Raw genomic sequence first — 18,728 nt, forward strand, 5'->3', positions numbered from 1 at the left:
TCTATTATCACTCCTTTTGTAGAAGACATATCATTGATGACACTTAGAGAATAACAGTTATTTTTCACGGGAATATCTCTAAAGTGTTACAAATTTGTGTCGAAGAAATTTGCCTTGCCAGTAAGGTATAAGAGCCTTGTCAGAGCGACCTGTGAAAGGGTATTGTTACAGAAGATCCTACTTTTGTCCTGAGCATTCTGTAAGGAGCCTCTATGTCGTCATTCTCAAACGCGCAACCTGATCTGAGCGACGCTTTCAGCTACATTGATCAACACCGTCAGCAGTTTCTTGAGCGTCTCATGGCCTATCTCCGCCTGCCCAGCATTAGCGCTTACGGTCAAGGGATAGAAGAAGTGGCCAACTATATTGCGCAAGTAATCAAGGATATAGGGTTACAAGCCCAAGTTCTCCCAACAGAGGGCTGGCCAATAGTTCTGGCCGAGCTGACTACAACGCCAGATGCCCCAACAGTTTTACTCTACGGGCACTACGATGTGCAGCCGCCTGATCCTCTGGATGCCTGGGTTTCGCCACCATTTGAGCCAACTATCCGTAACGATCGACTCTACGCGCGTGGGGCAGGAGATAACAAGGGTCAGCACTTCGCTCAATTGTTGGCCCTTGAGACATTATTGGCCTGTAGAGGCAAGCTACCTTGCAATGTGAAAGTCTTACTTGAGGGCGAAGAAGAAATAGGCAGCCCACGCCTGCTATCTTTTGTTCAACGGTACCATAAAGAGCTCGCTGCGGACCTGCTTATTGTTAGCGATGGCCCGGTTTACGAAAATGGTCGCGCGCAAATTGTCTTTGGAGCTCGCGGTATCCTTAGCTTTGAGCTGCGAGCTCGCGGTGCCAGGCAAGATTTACACTCTGGCAACTGGGGCAACATTGCTCCTAATCCTTTGTGGACGCTCGTTCATTTACTGGCGACAATGAAAAATGAGCGTGGCGAGATTACGATTGATGGTTTCTATGATAATGTGCTTCCTTTATCCAATCTAGAGCGCGAGGCCATCGCAAAATTGCCGACTGACGTTGAAAGGATCAAGCGTACGCTAGAGATCCAGCATCTCGACCAGCCGCTTGATCGCGATGTGGCTGAGCGCCTGATAGCCTGGCCTACCCTGACCATCAATGGCCTACATGGGGGTTACGCGGGACCCGGCACAAAGAGTGTGTTACCACATGAAGCCTTTGCCAAGTGTGATATTCGCCTCGTCCCAGCACAGACCGCAGATGAGATCTTTGCAAAAGTTGCCGCGCATGTACAGAGGCATGCCCCTGAGGTCATGTTGCTCCGTCAGGGCTCTATGGAGCCGGCTAAAACGTCGCTAGCCTCGCCTTATACAGAGGCGCTTCACAAGGCAGTACAGGCTGCTCAGGGCGAGGAACCTCTGCTCGTACCTTCGGCCGGCGGCAGTTTGCCTAACTATGTATTCACGCAAACCTTGGGCATCCCCGTCTTTGAGGTACCTTACGCTAATGTGGACGAGGCTAATCACGCTCCCAACGAGAATCTAGAAATCGAGCGCTTCTTTAAAGGGATTAAGACGGGAGTAGCGATGCTCACTTATCTTAGCGCCTTCTCAAAGAGTCTTTGAGCTAGAAGACGCTATAGAGGACAACAATAGCCTCTCCAAGTAGAAACGAAGCTGCTGAGTAGTACTTTCCTGGTCAATAGAGAGGGATAAAGGATCAAAGGAAGCCAGGGCTAGTTCTCTGGCTTCCCGCACGCTTCTAAAGTTCTCAGGCTCAGAGGCGAGCTAGATTAGGCGCGCTAAGCACACGGTTGAGGAACTGGTTGGCAGTCCGCTGATCGACGCGATTGCCAATACGGGCCAGGAAAACATTAGCCGGCTCCATACTGACATTCGGCTCAGTCGTCGGATATTCTTTAAAGCCCTGGCTGCTAAAGAGCCGCGAGATCAGTTCGCGATAGCGGTAGATGGAGAGGCCCAGGCCTTCAAAGTCCCAGTGCCAGGAGAGCCCCACGGCAAAGAGAATCATATCCTCCAGAGCATCCAGTTCCAGAGCAAAGGCCAGCATTTTACTTGCGATACCCAGGCTGCGCCAGTTTGAACTTACCTCAATGGCTACCTCGTAAAGATTCTCTATCCCTTCCCACCATTCATCCGCCGGCGCAATGGTTACCTCGCCGATAATCTCGCCCGAAGGTGTATAGCCCAGAGTCAAAGCGCAATCAGGGCTTCTAGCAATTCCCAGCAACAATTGATGCTCTCGCTCCGGCAGACGTGCAAAAGCCCTCAACTCACTATCCGGCCGTAAGCGCTCGACAAAAGATGGAGGGCAGAAATCGCGTAGAAAGACCGGGCCTTTTTTTGTATCAAGCATTCTAATACGCGAAGGTCCCGTCTCGCGATTCATATGCAAGAGATCGAAGAGATCGGCCAGTGGCGAGGTACGTCGACGCTCGACAGGAAAAGCCTGGCGCATATAAGACGACATAAAGAGATGGCGCACCAGGGCGACAGTATGTCTGTTGGTACGCGAGATCTCCCAGCGCCGCGGCTGCTGAGGAAAATCCTCTATTTTATCAAGAAAGGTGGTCGGGAAACTAGACGGTACCGACGATTTGCCCATTACCTGTTGGGCCGCCAACTCCTCCTTTTGCGTCGCCTCCCAGGCCGGTTGCCAGCGCTTTATCCACGCTTCCGGGAGAGCCTCCGGCAAACGCTGCTCGGACATTTCGGCCCACAACATACTCCAGGCTCTGGGCACAACGCGGAAGAGATCATAGCCACCACCACCTACCGCGACCCAACGCCCCTGACAATAGGTATGGGCCAGCTCATGGACAGCCTGCATCGGCGCTTGAATGCCACGCATAGTCAAACTTAAATGGGTAAGCGGGTCCCAGGCATGAGCATCACAGCCATGTTGAGAAATGATCACATCAGGAGCAAAGGAAGCAACAAGCGGCGAGAGTAGCGAGTTCATCACATCAATATATGAGCCATCTTCAGTAAAGGCTTCTAGCGGCACATTCACCGAATAGCCACGTCCGCTCCCGTTGCCAACTTCGAGCACATCGCCAGTTCCCGGGAAGAGATAACGTCCCGTCTCATGCAGCGAGACAGTCATTACGCGAGGATCATCATAAAATGCGCGCTGTACTCCGTCGCCATGATGCGCATCAAAGTCAAGATAGAGCACTTTGGCTTCGCTGGATTGGAGAACATGGGCAATCGCTACAGCGATATCATTGTAGACACAGAAGCCCGAGGCGCGTTCTTCCCAGGCATGATGGAAGCCTCCTCCGGGATGGAATACGTGCAAGGGCCGCTGCTCCTCGCTGGCAAACTTGCCGCCCTCTGCAAGTCCCATCACAGCGCTTAATGCTACCAATGTTCCACCGGCCGCGTGCGCCGCAATCTCATGCATGCCTGGCAAAGCCGGCGTATCACCATCGCCAAAGCCATAGCGCAAAGTAAGTTGCCCCCTCGCCTCGCGCTCTCCGGCGCTGGCCTCAGCCGGAAGAGGCGAGCTTAAACGTTGCACGGCCGCTATGTATTCGGGCGAATGCGCCAGCTGCAATTCTTCCATCGTCGCGGCTCGCAAAGGCAGGCTCATCTGTGCATCGACAGTTCTCCATATATTGCACAGCTCAAGCAGATCAAAAAGAGCCTTTAAGCGATTATCCTGTTGAAACGGATGCTGCGCACCAAAGTCATAACGCAATTCTATCGGATCAAAAATCAGACGAGCTCGATGCTGAGAAGAAGTGCCAGACATATATATCATCACCTTCCACAAAGCAAGGATCGCCAACCTTGCTTATATTGTTTCTTTATCCCCATCCAGAGGCGCACCAAAGGTGTACTGGATACCTTCCTCCTGCAAACGCACAAGCAAGGGAGTTGGATTGATCGTACCCAGGCGCACACTCGCCACAAGAGGGACTCCACCTGCAACCGGGACTACTATAATACTGCGTATCTGCACATTCAATTCCGCAGCAGAAAGGAGCACTTTCCCTAAAGGGGCGGTATCTCCCATCGGTAATGCCACATCCAATTGCATTCCTGGCTCATAGGCTCCCATCGCCCGCGCAAAAGCAAGCAGCAGATCGCTGCTTGTTATCAGCCCAACCAGCACTGGCTGGTTATCCTGCTCTACATGGGTATATTCAACGACAGGCAAATAATTCAGTCCGCGCTCAACGAGAAGCTGGGCCGCCGCTGCAACATTCGTCGTCGGCGTCACGCGAATGAGAGCCCGATGCATTACCTCAACAATACGACGCTCTTGCCAGTGACGCTGCAATAGATCTCCTGAAGAGCTTTGACGGGCCACAGTAGCCAGCAAATCGACATCCTGTGAGGTAAGTAAGCCTTCCAACAAAGCGGCTGTCTGACGTCCACCACTCCCAGGCTGTTCAGCCTCTGTAAGTGTAACGGTGCGCACTACTGGCAAATGGTGAAATTGATGCTGGCGCAGTAGATTAACCGCATGAGCCAGGGTATCATCTGGCGCCACAGTAATCAGTTTCGTTGTCATAATATCGCGAACAATCATGGCTTACTCTCCTCTAAGCAGTGTTAATAGAACACAGCATTCCAACTCTTTCTGACGCCAGAAGGGACCAGCGGATTAACTGACAGCCACCACCTAAATAATAGCACACAAAGGACAGCTCACGGGGTCACGATAGATCTGTCAAAAACCGCAGCGAAATTTTTCTTTTGCACGTCAGATAGAGCACCCAATTGTCTTTTTGTAGTAGCATTCTCTACTTTTATCTATCTCAATTATACTAGAAATAGGGCCTTTGCATGCAATAGCAATCAATAGTCTACCAGAAAAAGAGATCAGGCACTTCGGCGCCTCTCGGCCTTCAACAGGCCAGGATAAGAAGCGACTATTTTGAGCAAAAAAGCCAGATAGCAATTAAAAGGTATATCTACTGAAAGAGCTAAATCGGAGTATTTCGCATGAGCGCAACGTCACCCAACGTCGTCATCATCCATACAGATCAACAGCGTTACGATAGCCTTGGCTGCACAGGCAATGACCAGGCCATCACACCACATATCGATAGCCTGGCCAGAGAGGGTGTGCTCTTCAAGCGTCATATTGCTGCCAGTACTGTGTGCATGCCCTCACGCGCCTCGCTACTGACCGGTAGATATCCCCTGGCTAGCGGAGTACCGACCAATGGAGTCGCCTTACCTCGCGCCAGTTATATCAGCAAGCATCCCTTAAACAAGGGACGCGACTGGTCGCGCGTCCCCCTCAGCCATACTCCCACCCTTGCCGATATTTTAGGGGCAAACGGCTATACTACCTGCTCGATTGGTAAGCTCCATCTCACGCCGACGCAGGCTCCTCCAGCCCTGGATTATGAGGAAACCGTAGCCACCTGGAACAACGGCGCACGAGACAACTGGCATGGTCCATACTACGGCTTTCAGCATGTTGAGATGACCCTTGGGCACGGCGAAAACATCAAAGGCCACTATCGTTTATGGCTCCAGGCCACCCATTCTGCTATTAGCGAGGCTTTACAGCGTGGCGAGCATCGCAAACGCCTCGCCTTCCCGGAGATTTCAGATATGTATCCAGGCATCATCCCGCTAGAGGCTCATCCCTCCACCTGGATCGCCGATCGCGCTATAGCCTATCTGAATGAGCGCACAAATGATGTTAGCCCTTTCTTCCTCTTTGTCGGCTTCCCAGATCCCCATTTTCCACTTACCCCTCCTGCAGAACTGCTAGCCCTATTCACGCAGAACGAGGTAGCTCCTCCCCAACTTGACGAGCGCGAATGGTCGAGTAAACCAGCAAGCTTTACGCGGCTCTGGCAAAATAGCTTTTTCAGCACGCGTTCCTATTCTCCCGCCGCCATACGCATGGTACGCCAGTATACACAGGCGATGATCTATCTTATCGATCAAAACGTCGGGCGTATTGTCGCTGCCCTGCAGCAAAATAAGCAATACGAGCAGACTATCTTGATCTTTACTAGTGATCATGGCGACTTTCTTGGTGATCACGGCCTGATCAGAAAGGGCCTGGGATGCAGCGATGTGCTGGTGCATGTGCCCTTTATCCTACGCCTGCCGCCAGCGCTCTCTATGTCGCTGCCCGGTGAGATATCTATGCCCATGAGCAATGTTGACGTCGTGCCCACTATCTGTGCGCTGGCGAAGGTACCCACTCCTGCGGGAGTACAGGGTCAAAACATATTGTCGCTCTGGCAAAACACTGGGCGACATTGCCCGCTTGTCTGCTGCTATGGCAGCTCTCCAGAAACTACAAATATCAGCATCTACGACGAGCGCTATCGGCTCACCTGGTATCCGGTAACGCGTGAAAAAGAATTCTACGACCATTGGCACGATCCTCACGAATTACATAATCTGGCCAGCGGCAATCAGGTGCCCGCCAAAGCCCATATCCTTTTCTTGCAGCTTCTGGAATTACTTGCCGAATATAGCCATCCGGTCTCGGCCCGTATCGCCGAGTTCTAAGCTTTAAGCCCAATTCGCAGGCAAGAGAACCAGGCATAAAGAAAGGGCCGCCATTGCTATCAGCAGCAGTAGGCGACCTCTTGATATTCTTTGCGCGGATCAAGCGTTAGAGCTTTCTTTAGAGCGGTTTCTCGCCCTACGCGATATGTACATTGTCAAGGCGAGCAGAAGGGCAACGACGCCATAGGAGACAAACGGCGAGAGGCTCAGAAATTGCTGAGTGCTGAGCGTAAAGACCAGGGAGATGCGCAGCATGGCCTCTAAAAACAAACCAGCCCCCCAGATCAGGCTTATTGTGCGCATGTTCGCCCGAAGCTCGGCTGACTGCTGCCAGCGCAGATCAAAGCGCGCAATACCTTCCTGTGTGTTCCCTGAGACAAAAGTACGTGCGAGATAAAACATCAGCGGGCGCTTGAAAAACGAGGAGATCAAGAACACCAGCCCGAAGACAGCCGTAAAGCAGGCATCGCGTACCAGGTAAAGCCTCTGATCTCCACTGATGAACAGGAGCAATAAGCCAATAAGTACGGTTACCAGCGTAAAGCCAGCAATAATGTTGATACGCTTCTGTCGAATAATACCCACCACGCTATCAATGACCGAGGGTACTGCAGTCGCCACCAGGGCAAGCAAAGTGGGAACATGCAAATAGTTTTCCAGGACCATATATATGATATAAGGTCCTGCGGCATTAACAGCCAGGGTGATGGCAAGGTTGCGCAAGATGATTTTTTTATCTATGGTTGGTTGTTTCTCGGAATTTGCTAATACAGAAGTTTGCTTTTGCATAATTTTATTTTCACTTTCCTGATCAGATTTGTATTCCATCAAGAGATTTGTTATTAGATGTTGTTGAAACAAGTATAAGAGAGAGCTACACGGCAAACATCGCCAGGAAGTAGGGTTCGCATCTCCCCTTTTTGGGGGAGATAAATTAGCTCTTTCTACCTCATTTTCATCTAATATGCACTTAAAAGAGAGAGCAGAAATCTGGCGAGTAACTCGCCAGCGGATACGTTCGTAGAATAGAACATAGGAGACAAAATCAAATACAGAGGAGCGCGAGATGATTGATAACGAAGATACGCCTACTGTGCAGCGTTCTACTTCAGCATCGACAGAGCATAATGCCGCCATACAGCCAGCCCCTTCTACAACAACACAGCCTGCAACCCGGCAGGAAGCCTCAATAGATACCCATACGTCTACCGCCAACGAACAGCAAGAAGACCCGGCTGCCACCATTCAAACCGAGGCCGTCCAGGATAGCGACGCAGATGAGCAAGAGGATGCAGAACAAGTGAATAGCCCTGGAGATACATCCCAGGGCGAGGAAGCCAGAGAGAGTACAGCCTCTGCAGCAACGCAACCAAGCACAGAGCAGGTCAGTAGTACAAAGGACCCTATTCCATACTTGAATGTAGAGGATCTGCTCTCTTTAGAGATCGTATCCGAGCCGCAAATCTCGCCAAATGGCTCCTGGATCGCGTTTACAGTCCAGAGCTGCCACGCAGAAACAAATACCACGAGTAGCGCGATCTGGCTGGTTAGCAGCCAGGGAGGGAAAAAAGAACCGGCAAGGCAGATCACCGCTGGAAACAATCATGATAGCACACCGCGCTGGTCACCTGACGGACAAACTCTTGCCTTTCTGAGCAATCGCACCGGCACTAGCCAGATCTATCTTCTCCCACTCAATGGTGGAGAAGCGCGTCAACTAAGCAATCTCCCACAAGGCATCAGCAGCTATAGCTGGCGTCCCGATGGCAAGCTTTTGCTCGCCACCTCCGCCTGGAAGCCAGGCGACGATAAGGCCGATCCTACTGATGCCAACGAGTTGGTATATCTTTATACCCGCCTGGACGAGCTGCAGAACGGCACAGGGCATCTACAGGGCCGCCACGAGCAACTCTGGCTGATCCCTCTACAGGGAAATGCTATGCGCCTGACTTCAGAGCCGGTTGACCTGCTTCAGTCCAGCTGGTCGCCTGACGGCACCGAGATCGCCTTCAGTGCCAATCGGCGTCCGCTGCCCGATCTCAGCATCAGCAAAGCGCTCTGGGTCCTGACGGTAGCCACGGGCCAGATGCGCCGCCTCACGCCTGAAGAAGGGCTGGCCCAAGAACCGGCCTGGTCGCCCGATGGCCAATCTATTGCTTACCTCTATACACCCGATCAGACCGAGGCCGGTAACGTTCACCCCTGGGTTGTAGCGGCTGATGGCAAGAGCGCGCCCCATCCAGCGGTCACGGGCGCAGAAGAACTTGCTTGCCAGGAATGGATTTTCGATGAATTGCGCACTGAATGGCTCAGCCGGCCACAATGGTATCCAGACAGCAAATCCTTTCTTGTCACCGCGCAAACCCATGGACAGGTTCATCTCTATCGCATTGAGCTGGGGAACAATAAAATTAGCCAGTTGACCAGTGGCAATGGACGCTATCTCAGTCCCCAACTGAGCAGGAATGGTCAGTTACTCGCCCTTATTCGCGCGGACTGGTTTACCCCCGGCGACATCTGGAGCATGGGCAGCGATGGGCAAGGCTTACGTAAGCTTACGCGCATCAATGACGTATTTCTGCAAAAGCATCAACTCATTCGACCTAAGCGGATAAGCTGGCACAGCATTGATGGACAGGAGATTGAGGGCTGGCTCTATCTGCCAGCGCTACCAGAAGGCGTCAAAGCGCCATTGATTCTAGCTCCACATGGAGGGCCCGCGCTGGCCTGGGGAGATGGCTACGTCCATGAATTTCAAGTTCTAGCAGGTAAAGGCTACGCGGTTCTAGCGCCTAATCCGCGCGGAAGTACAGGCTACGGTGAAGATTTCAGCCGCAAAATCCTCAATGATTGGGGAGGGATCGATTTTCAGGATCTTATGGCGGGCCTGGATCATGTCATTGCCACCGAGGCTATAGATGCCAACCGCCTGGGTATTAATGGTACGAGTTACGGAGGGTATATGACCAACTGGGCCATTACTCAGACCCAGCGTTTCAAAGCTGCGGTCAGCCGCAACGGTCTTAGCTCAATCGCTACGGCAAGTCTGCTCTCGGATCAACCCGTCTGGCTCCCCTTATCAATGGAAGATCCGGCCCTACAGCAAGCCCGCTCGCCGCTCACGTTTGCTGATCGGATCAGCACGCCCTTGCTCCTCTTACACGCCGAGGATGACCTGGCCTGCCCCTTCAGCGAATCGTTGCAGCTGTTTGTTGCTTTGCGCAAACGCAAGCACCCGGTTGAGCTTGTTCGTTATCGCCAGGCCAGCCATTTAATGGATTGGCCAACAGTTGGAATGCCGCAGCAACGCGTGGATCGACTGCGCCGCACCTTAGCCTGGTTTGAACGTTTCCTCTAAACAAATGTGGCCAGAGTGTCAAGTTTATGACGCTCTGGCCATTTTTTATGATAAAAACATCTGGACCATATAGAAGATCGACGCAACAGCCAGCAAGACGCAATAGACGCCGGCAATAATGCGCGAAAGCTGGACAGTTCCCGACAGGATACGCGGCCTGAAACTTGTCAGGGCTTGCCGCCCTGTCACAGCAAGAATACCCACAAGCAGGACAAAACTTAAAATCCTGATTGCCAGGGCTCCATTAAACACCGCGAATATCACCACAATGGCCCCAAATGCCAGCAAGGCCCCGATAATATCCATAGCCGCGATGCCCATAAACAAGCCCTCATCAAAAGAGCGGGTTAGCAACTTCGGCGTTATCCATATGATCAGCCCTAACCCTCCAATGTAAGCAATAATACACAGAAAAACCCACAGGGTATATGGCATAAACAGTTTCCTCAAGCAATTTTATCAGCCTCTGAGGGCAGTCCGTCCTCAATGCCCTCTCTGATCCATCTAGAGAGACAAGTAGTATTAGCTCAGCCGGCCAGACGGGCGTGAGCATCAGGTACGCTCAGTATACTGATAGAGATCGCTATGAGTCAACTTTTGTGGCTTACGCCAAACAACAGTACCGCTTGCCTTCAGCAGAAGCCTGACCGGCATTTACCAAAACCATATCTCTCATATTAGACGAGTTTGATTTGTCCATAGCAAAGATCGCAAGCCGCTATTACAGTTAACGATTTTTATGCATTATAATCAACACAACATCTTCGATATGCCCTGCTAACAATTAAGGCCTGTACAGAATTGAGAACAGCAGAAGGCCGGGGAACTTTGTCATAGCGCGAAATAGAGCTAACTGAAAATATTGACAAGGGGTTTTCAGGTCACCAAACCGGAATTGTTAAGGGGGCGCCGCGACCTAGCGGATTGGCCCTTAACCTGGGGCTTGGAGGCTACATCGCGATCGAGCGAATTGCGACCCAACATTTCCCCTCCTCTTCGTCGCTGTCAGGCGGCCCAAGAACGAGAACTGGAAAGCCCTGAAAACATTGACAGAGAGGGCTTGCACTTCTATGATAATTTTATGAGAAAGTGGTAGAAAGGCTTGATGAGCAAGAGTAGATATTTTTCCGTAACAGCTAGATTAATCACTATAAGATATATTGCTTTTTTGCCAGGTGAACCAAACAGGAAAAGCTTAGCAAGTTGCCCTTTCGAAAATTAACCGATCCATAATTGACAAGCATAAATTTCTATATAGGGAGCATATATGGCAGAGTTAATATGGAGAGATAAAGCCAGGTTAGCCAATTGCTACGTCCCAACTCAGGAAATGGACAAGAATACATCATATGAAAACTACCTTGTGACAAAGGAATGGTATACCCCTGCAGCCAGTAAGGACGCTGCAATGCAGCCCTCAGCTCTTTCCTGGTACAATCGTTTGATCTGGGGCGACAAAAACCGGGTTCTACCGGCGCTTATGCAAGAATTTGCCGCATCTATTAACTTAATTTATATTGATCCGCCCTTTATGACTGGCCGCACATTTAATAAAGGGGAGCAGCTAGCTTATCACGATACCTGGAATAATAATCTGGATCTTTATCTACAATGGCTCTATGAAACTTTTTTACAATTACACGCCCTACTCTCTCCCACCGGCAGCCTCTATATTCATCTTGACTGGCGCGTGACTCATTACGCCAGAGTTCTACTTGACGAAATTTTCGGCTTCAGTCCGCTCGCCAACGGTCCGGGCTTCAAAAACGAAATCATCTGGCACTATCAGTCAGGAGGTCGCGCTCAGAAACACTATGCGCGCAAGCACGATACCATTCTCCTCTATACCAAATCGGCCCAGCACTGCTTTCATGCCGAACGGATAGGCGAAAGGCGTGGCTCCCATAAGCGGAATCATATGCGCAAAGAGATAAGTGCTGATGGCAGCGTCTCATGGAGCATCCGCTCAGCCGGCCGCACCTATACGTATGACGAGCATGCCTTGATGTCACCAAGCGATGTATGGAGCGATATAAGCCACCTTCACCAGAGGGACCCTGAACGCACAGGCTATGCTACACAGAAACCCGAAGCTCTGCTCAAGCGCATTATCCTGGCTTCTTCTGAAGAAAACGACATAGTGCTTGATTGCTTCTGCGGCAGCGGTGTTACAGCCGCTGTAGCCGAACAGCTTGATAGGCGCTGGATCACCTGCGATAGCAGTGAGCTAGCTATCAACATAGCTACTGAACGGCTCCATCCTTGCATCCATACGCCTTTTGCTATCCAACACATCGTCGAGGAGGTTCAAAGCGGGCCTGGCGCGTAAATCCCTTCTAAGCTTCGAGTTAGCCTACAAAGCTGGTTTGTTGGACATTGATAAGGTATGGAGCTGAAAGAAATTCCAGATGATAGGCGTCACATCTAGCACATGACCATCAGCATCAGGAACTGCCCCTCTTCTTGGCCAGGTATGCTGACCATTGCTGATTCGATAAAGGATAATATGAGTGTCGCCACGGCAGGGCGACCATTGCTCACGCATAACGCGCTTCTCAAGCGCAAGGATCGTCGGCTTACCAGTACAGCCATCGCGACTTACCCAGCCCGCCAGCCAAGCGGCAATAGGCGGCTCATCATCGTTGGCCCGGTTACCTGTATAAGGGACGACATGATCACCAGTGCCATGAAATTCTAGCAACGAGACCGGTCTACTCGGACGGCAACCGCCTGTAACCGGATGCATACCGCCAGAAACAATGGCAAAGCCCGCGATCCGACCGGCAAGTTTGCAAGCCAGAATATTCGTCAGCCCTCCGCCATTTGAGAAGCCTACCGCATAAATACGCTGCGGGTTGATACAGAGCGTCTCCTGCAAACGATTAATGAGGTCGCTGGTAAAAAGCACATCATCAACATGAGGATAGTTCCAGGGACCAGTATTCCAGCCTGTACGCATATCCAGGCCCACGCTCCCCTGAGGATAGACCACAACAAAGTTGCGTTGATCGGCCAGGCGAGACATCCCGGTCATACGCTCCTGGACGCTGGCATTGCTGCCATGCCCATGGAAATTAAGTACCAGCGGGTAAGCTTCTCTGTTATGGTAACCTCCAGGAATGTGCAAACGATATACGCGCCTGAGCCCCCTGAGATAATATTCTCATTAGCGCTGCTGCCCGGCTTAATAGGAGAAAGCTTCCCACATCCTTTACTTTCCACAATCCGCACTACCAGGGCTCTGGCACTCGGCACAGCATAGACACTCGAACTTATTAGCAAACAAGGGAGCGCAGTTATAAAGAACAGTATTTTATAGAGAAATGCATGGCGAGACATTGAAATTTAGTACTCAATTCTATAAGGTTATATTTGCGATCATTAATATATACGCGCTCAGGGGGTAGAAGTCTCAGGTATTAGCCTGATTGCCGGCAATTTGATAGCCACGCTTGTTCCTTCTCCGAGTATGCTATCAATCTCAATAGTTCCATGCTGAGCTTGTATCAACTCCTGGGCGATAGCCAGGCCGAGCCCGCTACCACCGACGCGCTGGGGCGCTCGGCTGCGCGCTGGATCGGCTCTATAGAAGCGATCAAAAACGTGCGGCAAAGCTTCAGGCACAATCCCTTTGCCATTATCACTCACTTCAATCCTGACTTTATCTTCATCCTCACCGCAAGCACTCAGCTTAATCCGACCATCAGAGGGAGTAAACTTTAAGGCATTATCCACAACGTTCAGCAAGACCTGCTGCAGCTTATCCCCATCAGCCCGCAACAGAGGAGTATCAGGTGCTATCTCACAGGAAATCTCTTGTCCACGCGCTAATTGCTGGGCCTGATCGTAAATACGCTCCATAATTCGCCGCACATCGAGCGTATCTTCGTGTAAGGCAACCTTACGCTCATCAAGGCGGGTCAGGATCAAAAGATCCTCGACCATCCTATGCATACGTTGCACTTCAGCATACATCCCACGGGCAAGACGGCGCGAGGCCTCAACATCTCCCTTGTCTGCTCCTATAAGCAGCATCTCCAGGCTACCGCTCAGGGCCGTTAAGGGTGTGCGTAGCTCATGCGAGACATCGGCCACAAAACGCTTCTGTTGCCTGAAGGCTGTTTCAAGCTGAGCTACCATGCCATTAAATGAGCGTGCCAGATGCCCAATCTCGTCGTTAGCCTGGGGCACATCCAGGCGTAAAGAAAGCTCACCCGCCGCAATATGCCGACTCGTACGCTCCATTTCTACCAGGGGACGGAGCGCAGCACCAACCAGGGGAAAAGTTAAGGCAGTGGCCAGACTTAAAGCTCCCAGGATACCCAAGCCTAAGATCAAGCGAAAGGTGGTAAGAAAATTGTCAATCGAGGCTATAGGAGTGCTGAGCTGTAAAACTCCCACGGTAGCATGATCGCTGACGATAGGCATTAGCACAACAAGCTGCCGCTTGCCTTGCGAATCGCGCGCGATCAAGTAACCATCAGCATCTTGATCGGCATCTAAGCGCTGCTGAATCTGTTGCGGCGTAAGAGTAATCGCCGGAGGCGAGAAGAGAGGATCGATACCAGAGATGATAACCTGCCCCTGCGGCGAAAGAATGGTGGCATTAGCACTCATACTCGCCAGCTTTTGGGCAAGAATGTTCGCATGCAACTTGAAATCCAAGGGAGCAGGCCCCGATGGAGGTCCGGGCGGCCTTGTCACAATAAAAGGCCTTCCCTTTATACCGCTGGCGGCCAGCCGCGCCTCGTTACGTAATGCCGTGGCCTGATTGTTCAACAGCTCCTCTTGCGCCACAAATAAGAGAATAACGCCAAGCGCGCTTACCAGGAGCGTGAGCAAGCCTAGCGAAATCAAGGTTAAGCGCCAGCGGATAGGGATGCGTGCAGCCAATCCTGGCAATCGCTTTATATGCCACATATGTACAATTTAGCCTCGCAGAGTATAACCTACGCCGCGTACCGTCTGGAGTAAACGAGGTGGATTATCGTTCAACTTCTCGCGCAGGTGCCGTATATAGACCTCGATGATATTATCATCCCCAACATAATCATAGCCCCACACGCGCGCCAGAATCACATCGCGGGTCAAAACCTGGCGCGGATGCATAAGCAGCAGCTCTAACAGATCGAATTCGCGTGGCGTCAGCTCAACAAGCTGATTATCGCGGGTAACCACGCGCGTTCCGCGATCAAGGGTAATGCCCTGGAATGAAAGTAGATCGGTAACATTATTGCCATGTCGCCTCAGCACGGCGCGCACGCGGGCCATCAGCTCTTTGAAGGCAAAGGGCTTCGTAACATAATCATCGGCCCCCAGGTCCAGCCCGATCACGCGATCATCAACATCTTCCTTGGCCGTCAGCATGATAATAGCCACATCCTGGCCTCGCCGTATCTGGCGCGTCGCCTCCAAACCATCAAAGCCGGGCAGCATAATATCAAGAATGATGATATCGGGCCGCTGAGCAGCTGCCGCTTGAACCGCATCTGGACCATTAGTAGCAACAACAACGCGAAATCCCTCATAAGCAAAGCCCATTTGCAGAAAATCCACAATTTGCGGCTCATCATCTACAATCAAAGCAGTGGGTTGTCTATCTGAAGTATACATTTCGCTCCGATATCCACGCTGCAAACTTCCAGCAATTATTGTAGCAAACTTACGCTAACATCTCCAGGACTCTATACGCAATTTAGCAAAAAAACATTAAATTCTGGCAACTGCCACTGTAATTATAGCACTTCAGCATGGCTGCGATTCAGCAAATTTTCAGCTAATCGCAGCCGCTTTTTCAGCTAGAGGTGGCAAGATACAGGCGAATAAAGGCTAGAAGTAAGCATATCGTATTAAAGGAGATCCTGGTTTGTACACCGCAGCCCAGTTTCAACACGCCATCCCTGAGCGCATTGATAGACTTCCGCTCAGCCGAGAACTGTGGCGCATCATGTTCCTCGCCGGCATTGCCTGGCTGATCGAATCATATGATATAGGCATCATTGGTAATATATTACCTTCACTAGAGAAACAATACCAGCTCAACAGCTTTGACATAGGAATCATCGCCACGGCCTCGACGCTTGGTATCGTCGCCGCAGTCGTGCCAGCAGGCTGGCTAGCCGATCAGATTGGCCGCAAACGCATGCTTGTCATCGGCACAGCGTTTTATGCCACGTTTTCACTGCTCTGCGGCTTTGCGCCAAATATACCATCCCTGATTGCGCTACGCTTCATAGCAGGTCTGGGCATGGGCGCAGTATTCCCTATTCCTTACGCTATAGCAGCAGAATTGACTTCGCGCCGTTTTCGCGGAGCCATGACCGCGATTCTTGACTCATTTCTGTCCTTTGGCTACTTTTTAGCGCCTCTGCTCGCCTTTGTCCTGATCCCACAATTACCAGAGGATCTAAGCTGGCGCATCATGTTCTATATTGGCGGCTTGCCGCTTCTTTATGTGCCCATTCTTATCAAATGGATGCCCGAATCGCCTCGCTGGCTGCAAACCAGGGGGCGCACAGGTGAAGCAGATCGTATTGTGAGTAGCCTTGAAGCCGTGATTGAGCGACGTACAGGCTCGCCCTTACCCCAACCACAAATCGAGATCGCCGCGTCAACAGCAGTGCAAAAGACTGCGCCTACGCTGATCTTTCAGGGCACGTATCGCAAGCGCACTTTTATGATGTGGACGGCTTTTGCCTGCATTCTTTTCATCTTCTACGCGATCCAGACCTATACGCCATCAGTCCTTCTCAAGCAGGGATACGGCGTAGGCAATGCCTTTTTGCTTACCACCATTATTGTCGTTGCCTCTATCCCAGGCAAATACTTTGCAGCTTACGCCGTAGAGCGCTTTGGACGCAAATTTACCCTGATCAGCTTCACGCTTATTGCCGCGCTTAGCGCGATCCTCTTTGGCTTCGCCCAAAATGCGGCCATTGCACTTTTTTGCGGCTGCGTTCTGTCATTCTTCGGCATTGGCGTTGATCCAGTAGTAAAAATCTATGGCGCTGAACAATATCCAACCAGCATTCGCGAGACGGGTATCAGCTTCTTTGAAGGCGTTGGGCGGCTCTTTGGTGGAGTCCTGGCCCCTTTCATCATGGCCTTCTTGCTCACCGGAGTTGGCGTCTCCGGCTCCTACATCTTCGTCGCAGTCATTGCTGCCCTCGGAGTTCTGGTGATTACGCTCTTCGGCACAGAAACTAAAGGAGAAAGCTTAGAGAAAGCAGCTAGCGCTTCCTCCACAGATAAGTAGCTTTAGCCAATTCTATTCTGGGAGAGAAACAGATGTTAAAACTTAGCGAATATACACACAATCAGGCACAAGTTGAGAGCCATTACTTATATAAAAGTTTATGCAAATGGGCAGCCAAACAGCCACATGCCACCTTTATTGTGGAAGCAGAGACAGAGCGCAAGCTTAGCTATGCCCAGGCGCTAGCGGCAGTGCACGAGCTGCGAAAAGCCTTTGGTCCTGCACCCCGCCGCTTGCTTCTCGCCCTGCCCTCTGGAATAGCTAACGCGCTTGTCTGGCTCAGCGCCCTGACCGGCGGCCACCAGCTTATCCCTTTCCCAGCTGGAGCCAGGAACGAAGAAAAGGCCCGCATTGCCCACAGATATACACCTGAACTATTGCTCACGGAGCAGCCAGAAGAAGCCGAAGGCTTCGGCCTGGCGCAAGCTCGGGTCATGACCTTAGCAGCCTGTGAAGCCCTTATCAAGCAGGCTGCATCCCTTGAGGCGATGGAGCCTTTACCCGGCCAGGTCTGGCTCACAACTTCAGGAACCACTGGCGAGCCTAAAGGCGTCGTACTCAACGAGCAGCAAATTAGCTGGACCGCCGAGCAGGTTCGCCTTAGCCATCAGCTCACGCCACAGGATCACGGGCTGACTGTTTTACCATTTTTCCATGTCAATGCTCCAGTCGTCAGCCTGTGCTCTTCGCTGCTGGCCGGCAGTACTGTAGTGATTGCCAGGCGCTTCAGCCGCAGCCACTTCTGGTCATGGATAAAGCGCTATCAGGTTACCTGGGCAAGCATTGTACCAACTATCGTCGCAATGCTGCTGGAAACTGAAAAACCCGCCTTCCTGCCGGGCAAGCTGCGTTTTATGCGCACCGGCGCCGCTGCCTTACCCATTCCAGATCTCCTGACCTTTGAGGTGCGCTTTGGTATACCGGTTATCGAGACTTACGGTTTGTCAGAGGCAGCCAGCCAGGTCGTGGCGAATCCGCTACCGCCTAGCAAACGCAAGCCAGGCTCAGCCGGTCGCCCGGTTGGGATCTCCCTTCGTATCTGCCAGCCGCGCACTGACGAGACTGCCGATCTATGTGATGTAAGAGCAGGCGAGACAGGTGAGATCTGTATTGCCGGCCCAAGCCTCATTCGCGCCTACCAGCATAATGCCAGCGCCACGGCCTTTCAGGATGGCTGGTTTCGCACTGGTGATCTTGGCTATGTGGATAAAGACGGCTACCTCTTTATTAAAGGCCGTTTACGCGAAGTCATTATTCGTGGCGGCGAAAACATCGCGCCCCGCGAGATCGAGGAAGTTCTTTTAAGCCACCCACTTGTGCGTGAAGCAGCGGCAGTCGGTCGCCCCGATCCCATTTACGGCGAGCAGGTAGTAGCCTATGTCGTGGTTAAGACAAGATGGAGCACGCAGCTTGCCCAGGAACTTCATCAATACGCAGCGCAACGCTTGAGCCAGCCAAAGGTGCCCGTCGACTTTATCGCCCTTGATACCTTGCCAAAAAATCCTACAGGCAAGCTTGAGCGACGCCTCTTACGAGCCCGCGAACAGGCCCGCTTCACGGCTCAGGACGTTGCCTCACACACGGCCTGACCCTTGAGAGTGGAATTACCATGGACATATTATTC

13 protein-coding genes are annotated in these 18,728 nt (G+C 51.7%); 6 read left to right on the top strand and 7 right to left on the bottom strand.

Annotation, left to right across the window (positions count from 1 at the left end; genetic code table 11):
- Window positions 1–212: 212 nt before the first annotated feature.
- Window positions 213–1,601 (top strand): M20/M25/M40 family metallo-hydrolase, encoded by a 1,389-nt coding sequence (locus EPA93_RS20095; protein WP_129889226.1) that lies wholly within the window; start codon window positions 213–215, stop codon window positions 1,599–1,601.
- A 151-nt stretch (window positions 1,602–1,752) separates the two neighbouring features.
- On the opposite strand, the gene EPA93_RS20100 is transcribed toward EPA93_RS20095, so the two are convergent.
- Both EPA93_RS20100 and EPA93_RS20105 read right to left on the bottom strand, forming a co-directional pair.
- Window positions 1,753–3,753 carry an acetoin utilization protein AcuC gene (locus EPA93_RS20100; protein ID WP_129889227.1) on the bottom strand — a complete coding sequence of 667 codons (2,001 nt, stop codon included), beginning with the start codon at window positions 3,751–3,753 and terminating at the stop codon, window positions 1,753–1,755.
- Window positions 3,754–3,795: 42 nt separating this feature from the next.
- Window positions 3,796–4,536 (bottom strand): CBS domain-containing protein, encoded by a 741-nt coding sequence (locus tag EPA93_RS20105; protein WP_129889228.1) that lies wholly within the window; start codon window positions 4,534–4,536, stop codon window positions 3,796–3,798.
- Window positions 4,537–4,952: 416 nt separating this feature from the next.
- Here EPA93_RS20105 and EPA93_RS20110 point away from each other — a divergent pair, with 416 nt between their 5' ends.
- A complete protein-coding gene (locus tag EPA93_RS20110; RefSeq protein WP_129889229.1) occupies window positions 4,953–6,491 on the top strand; it encodes a sulfatase family protein in 1,539 nt (512 codons plus the stop codon).
- Window positions 6,492–6,590: 99 nt separating this feature from the next.
- Here the strand turns inward: EPA93_RS20110 and EPA93_RS20115 are convergent, their stop codons facing one another.
- Entirely contained in the window at window positions 6,591–7,280 is a 690-nt protein-coding gene (locus EPA93_RS20115) for a VC0807 family protein (protein ID WP_129889230.1), read from the bottom strand.
- A gap of 277 nt (window positions 7,281–7,557) precedes the next feature.
- On the opposite strand from EPA93_RS20115, the gene EPA93_RS20120 reads away from it, so the two are divergent.
- Window positions 7,558–9,849, top strand: coding sequence for a prolyl oligopeptidase family serine peptidase (locus EPA93_RS20120; protein WP_129889231.1), 2,292 nt, complete (start codon window positions 7,558–7,560; stop codon window positions 9,847–9,849).
- A gap of 45 nt (window positions 9,850–9,894) precedes the next feature.
- Here the strand turns inward: EPA93_RS20120 and EPA93_RS20125 are convergent, their stop codons facing one another.
- A complete protein-coding gene (locus EPA93_RS20125) occupies window positions 9,895–10,284 on the bottom strand; it encodes a hypothetical protein (RefSeq protein ID WP_129889232.1) in 390 nt (129 codons plus the stop codon).
- Between the two features lie 832 nt (window positions 10,285–11,116).
- Here EPA93_RS20125 and EPA93_RS20130 point away from each other — a divergent pair.
- The gene (locus tag EPA93_RS20130) at window positions 11,117–12,178 is read left to right on the top strand and encodes a DNA methyltransferase (protein WP_129889233.1); all 1,062 of its coding nucleotides are present in this window, start codon (window positions 11,117–11,119) and stop codon (window positions 12,176–12,178) included.
- Window positions 12,179–12,202: 24 nt separating this feature from the next.
- Here EPA93_RS20130 and EPA93_RS20135 read toward each other — a convergent pair whose 3' ends face one another.
- The 3 genes from EPA93_RS20135 to EPA93_RS20145 form a co-directional block, all read right to left on the bottom strand.
- Window positions 12,203–12,976: a CE1 family esterase gene (locus EPA93_RS20135; RefSeq protein ID WP_129889234.1), complete on the bottom strand. Its 774-nt coding sequence runs from the start codon at window positions 12,974–12,976 to the stop codon at window positions 12,203–12,205.
- 269 nt (window positions 12,977–13,245) lie between these two features.
- The gene (locus tag EPA93_RS20140) at window positions 13,246–14,769 is read right to left on the bottom strand and encodes a sensor histidine kinase (RefSeq protein WP_129889235.1); all 1,524 of its coding nucleotides are present in this window, start codon (window positions 14,767–14,769) and stop codon (window positions 13,246–13,248) included.
- A gap of 9 nt (window positions 14,770–14,778) precedes the next feature.
- Entirely contained in the window at window positions 14,779–15,462 is a 684-nt protein-coding gene (locus EPA93_RS20145) for a response regulator transcription factor (protein ID WP_129889236.1), read from the bottom strand.
- Between the two features lie 253 nt (window positions 15,463–15,715).
- Between EPA93_RS20145 and EPA93_RS20150 the strand changes: the two genes are divergently transcribed.
- Window positions 15,716–17,104: an MFS transporter gene (locus EPA93_RS20150; RefSeq protein WP_129889237.1), complete on the top strand. Its 1,389-nt coding sequence runs from the start codon at window positions 15,716–15,718 to the stop codon at window positions 17,102–17,104.
- A 32-nt stretch (window positions 17,105–17,136) separates the two neighbouring features.
- Window positions 17,137–18,693 carry an AMP-binding protein gene (locus EPA93_RS20155; RefSeq protein WP_129889238.1) on the top strand — a complete coding sequence of 519 codons (1,557 nt, stop codon included), beginning with the start codon at window positions 17,137–17,139 and terminating at the stop codon, window positions 18,691–18,693.
- Window positions 18,694–18,728 lie beyond the last annotated feature (35 nt).

It is taken from the genome of Ktedonosporobacter rubrisoli (assembly GCF_004208415.1).
Lineage (GTDB): Bacteria > Chloroflexota > Ktedonobacteria > Ktedonobacterales > Ktedonobacteraceae > Ktedonosporobacter > Ktedonosporobacter rubrisoli.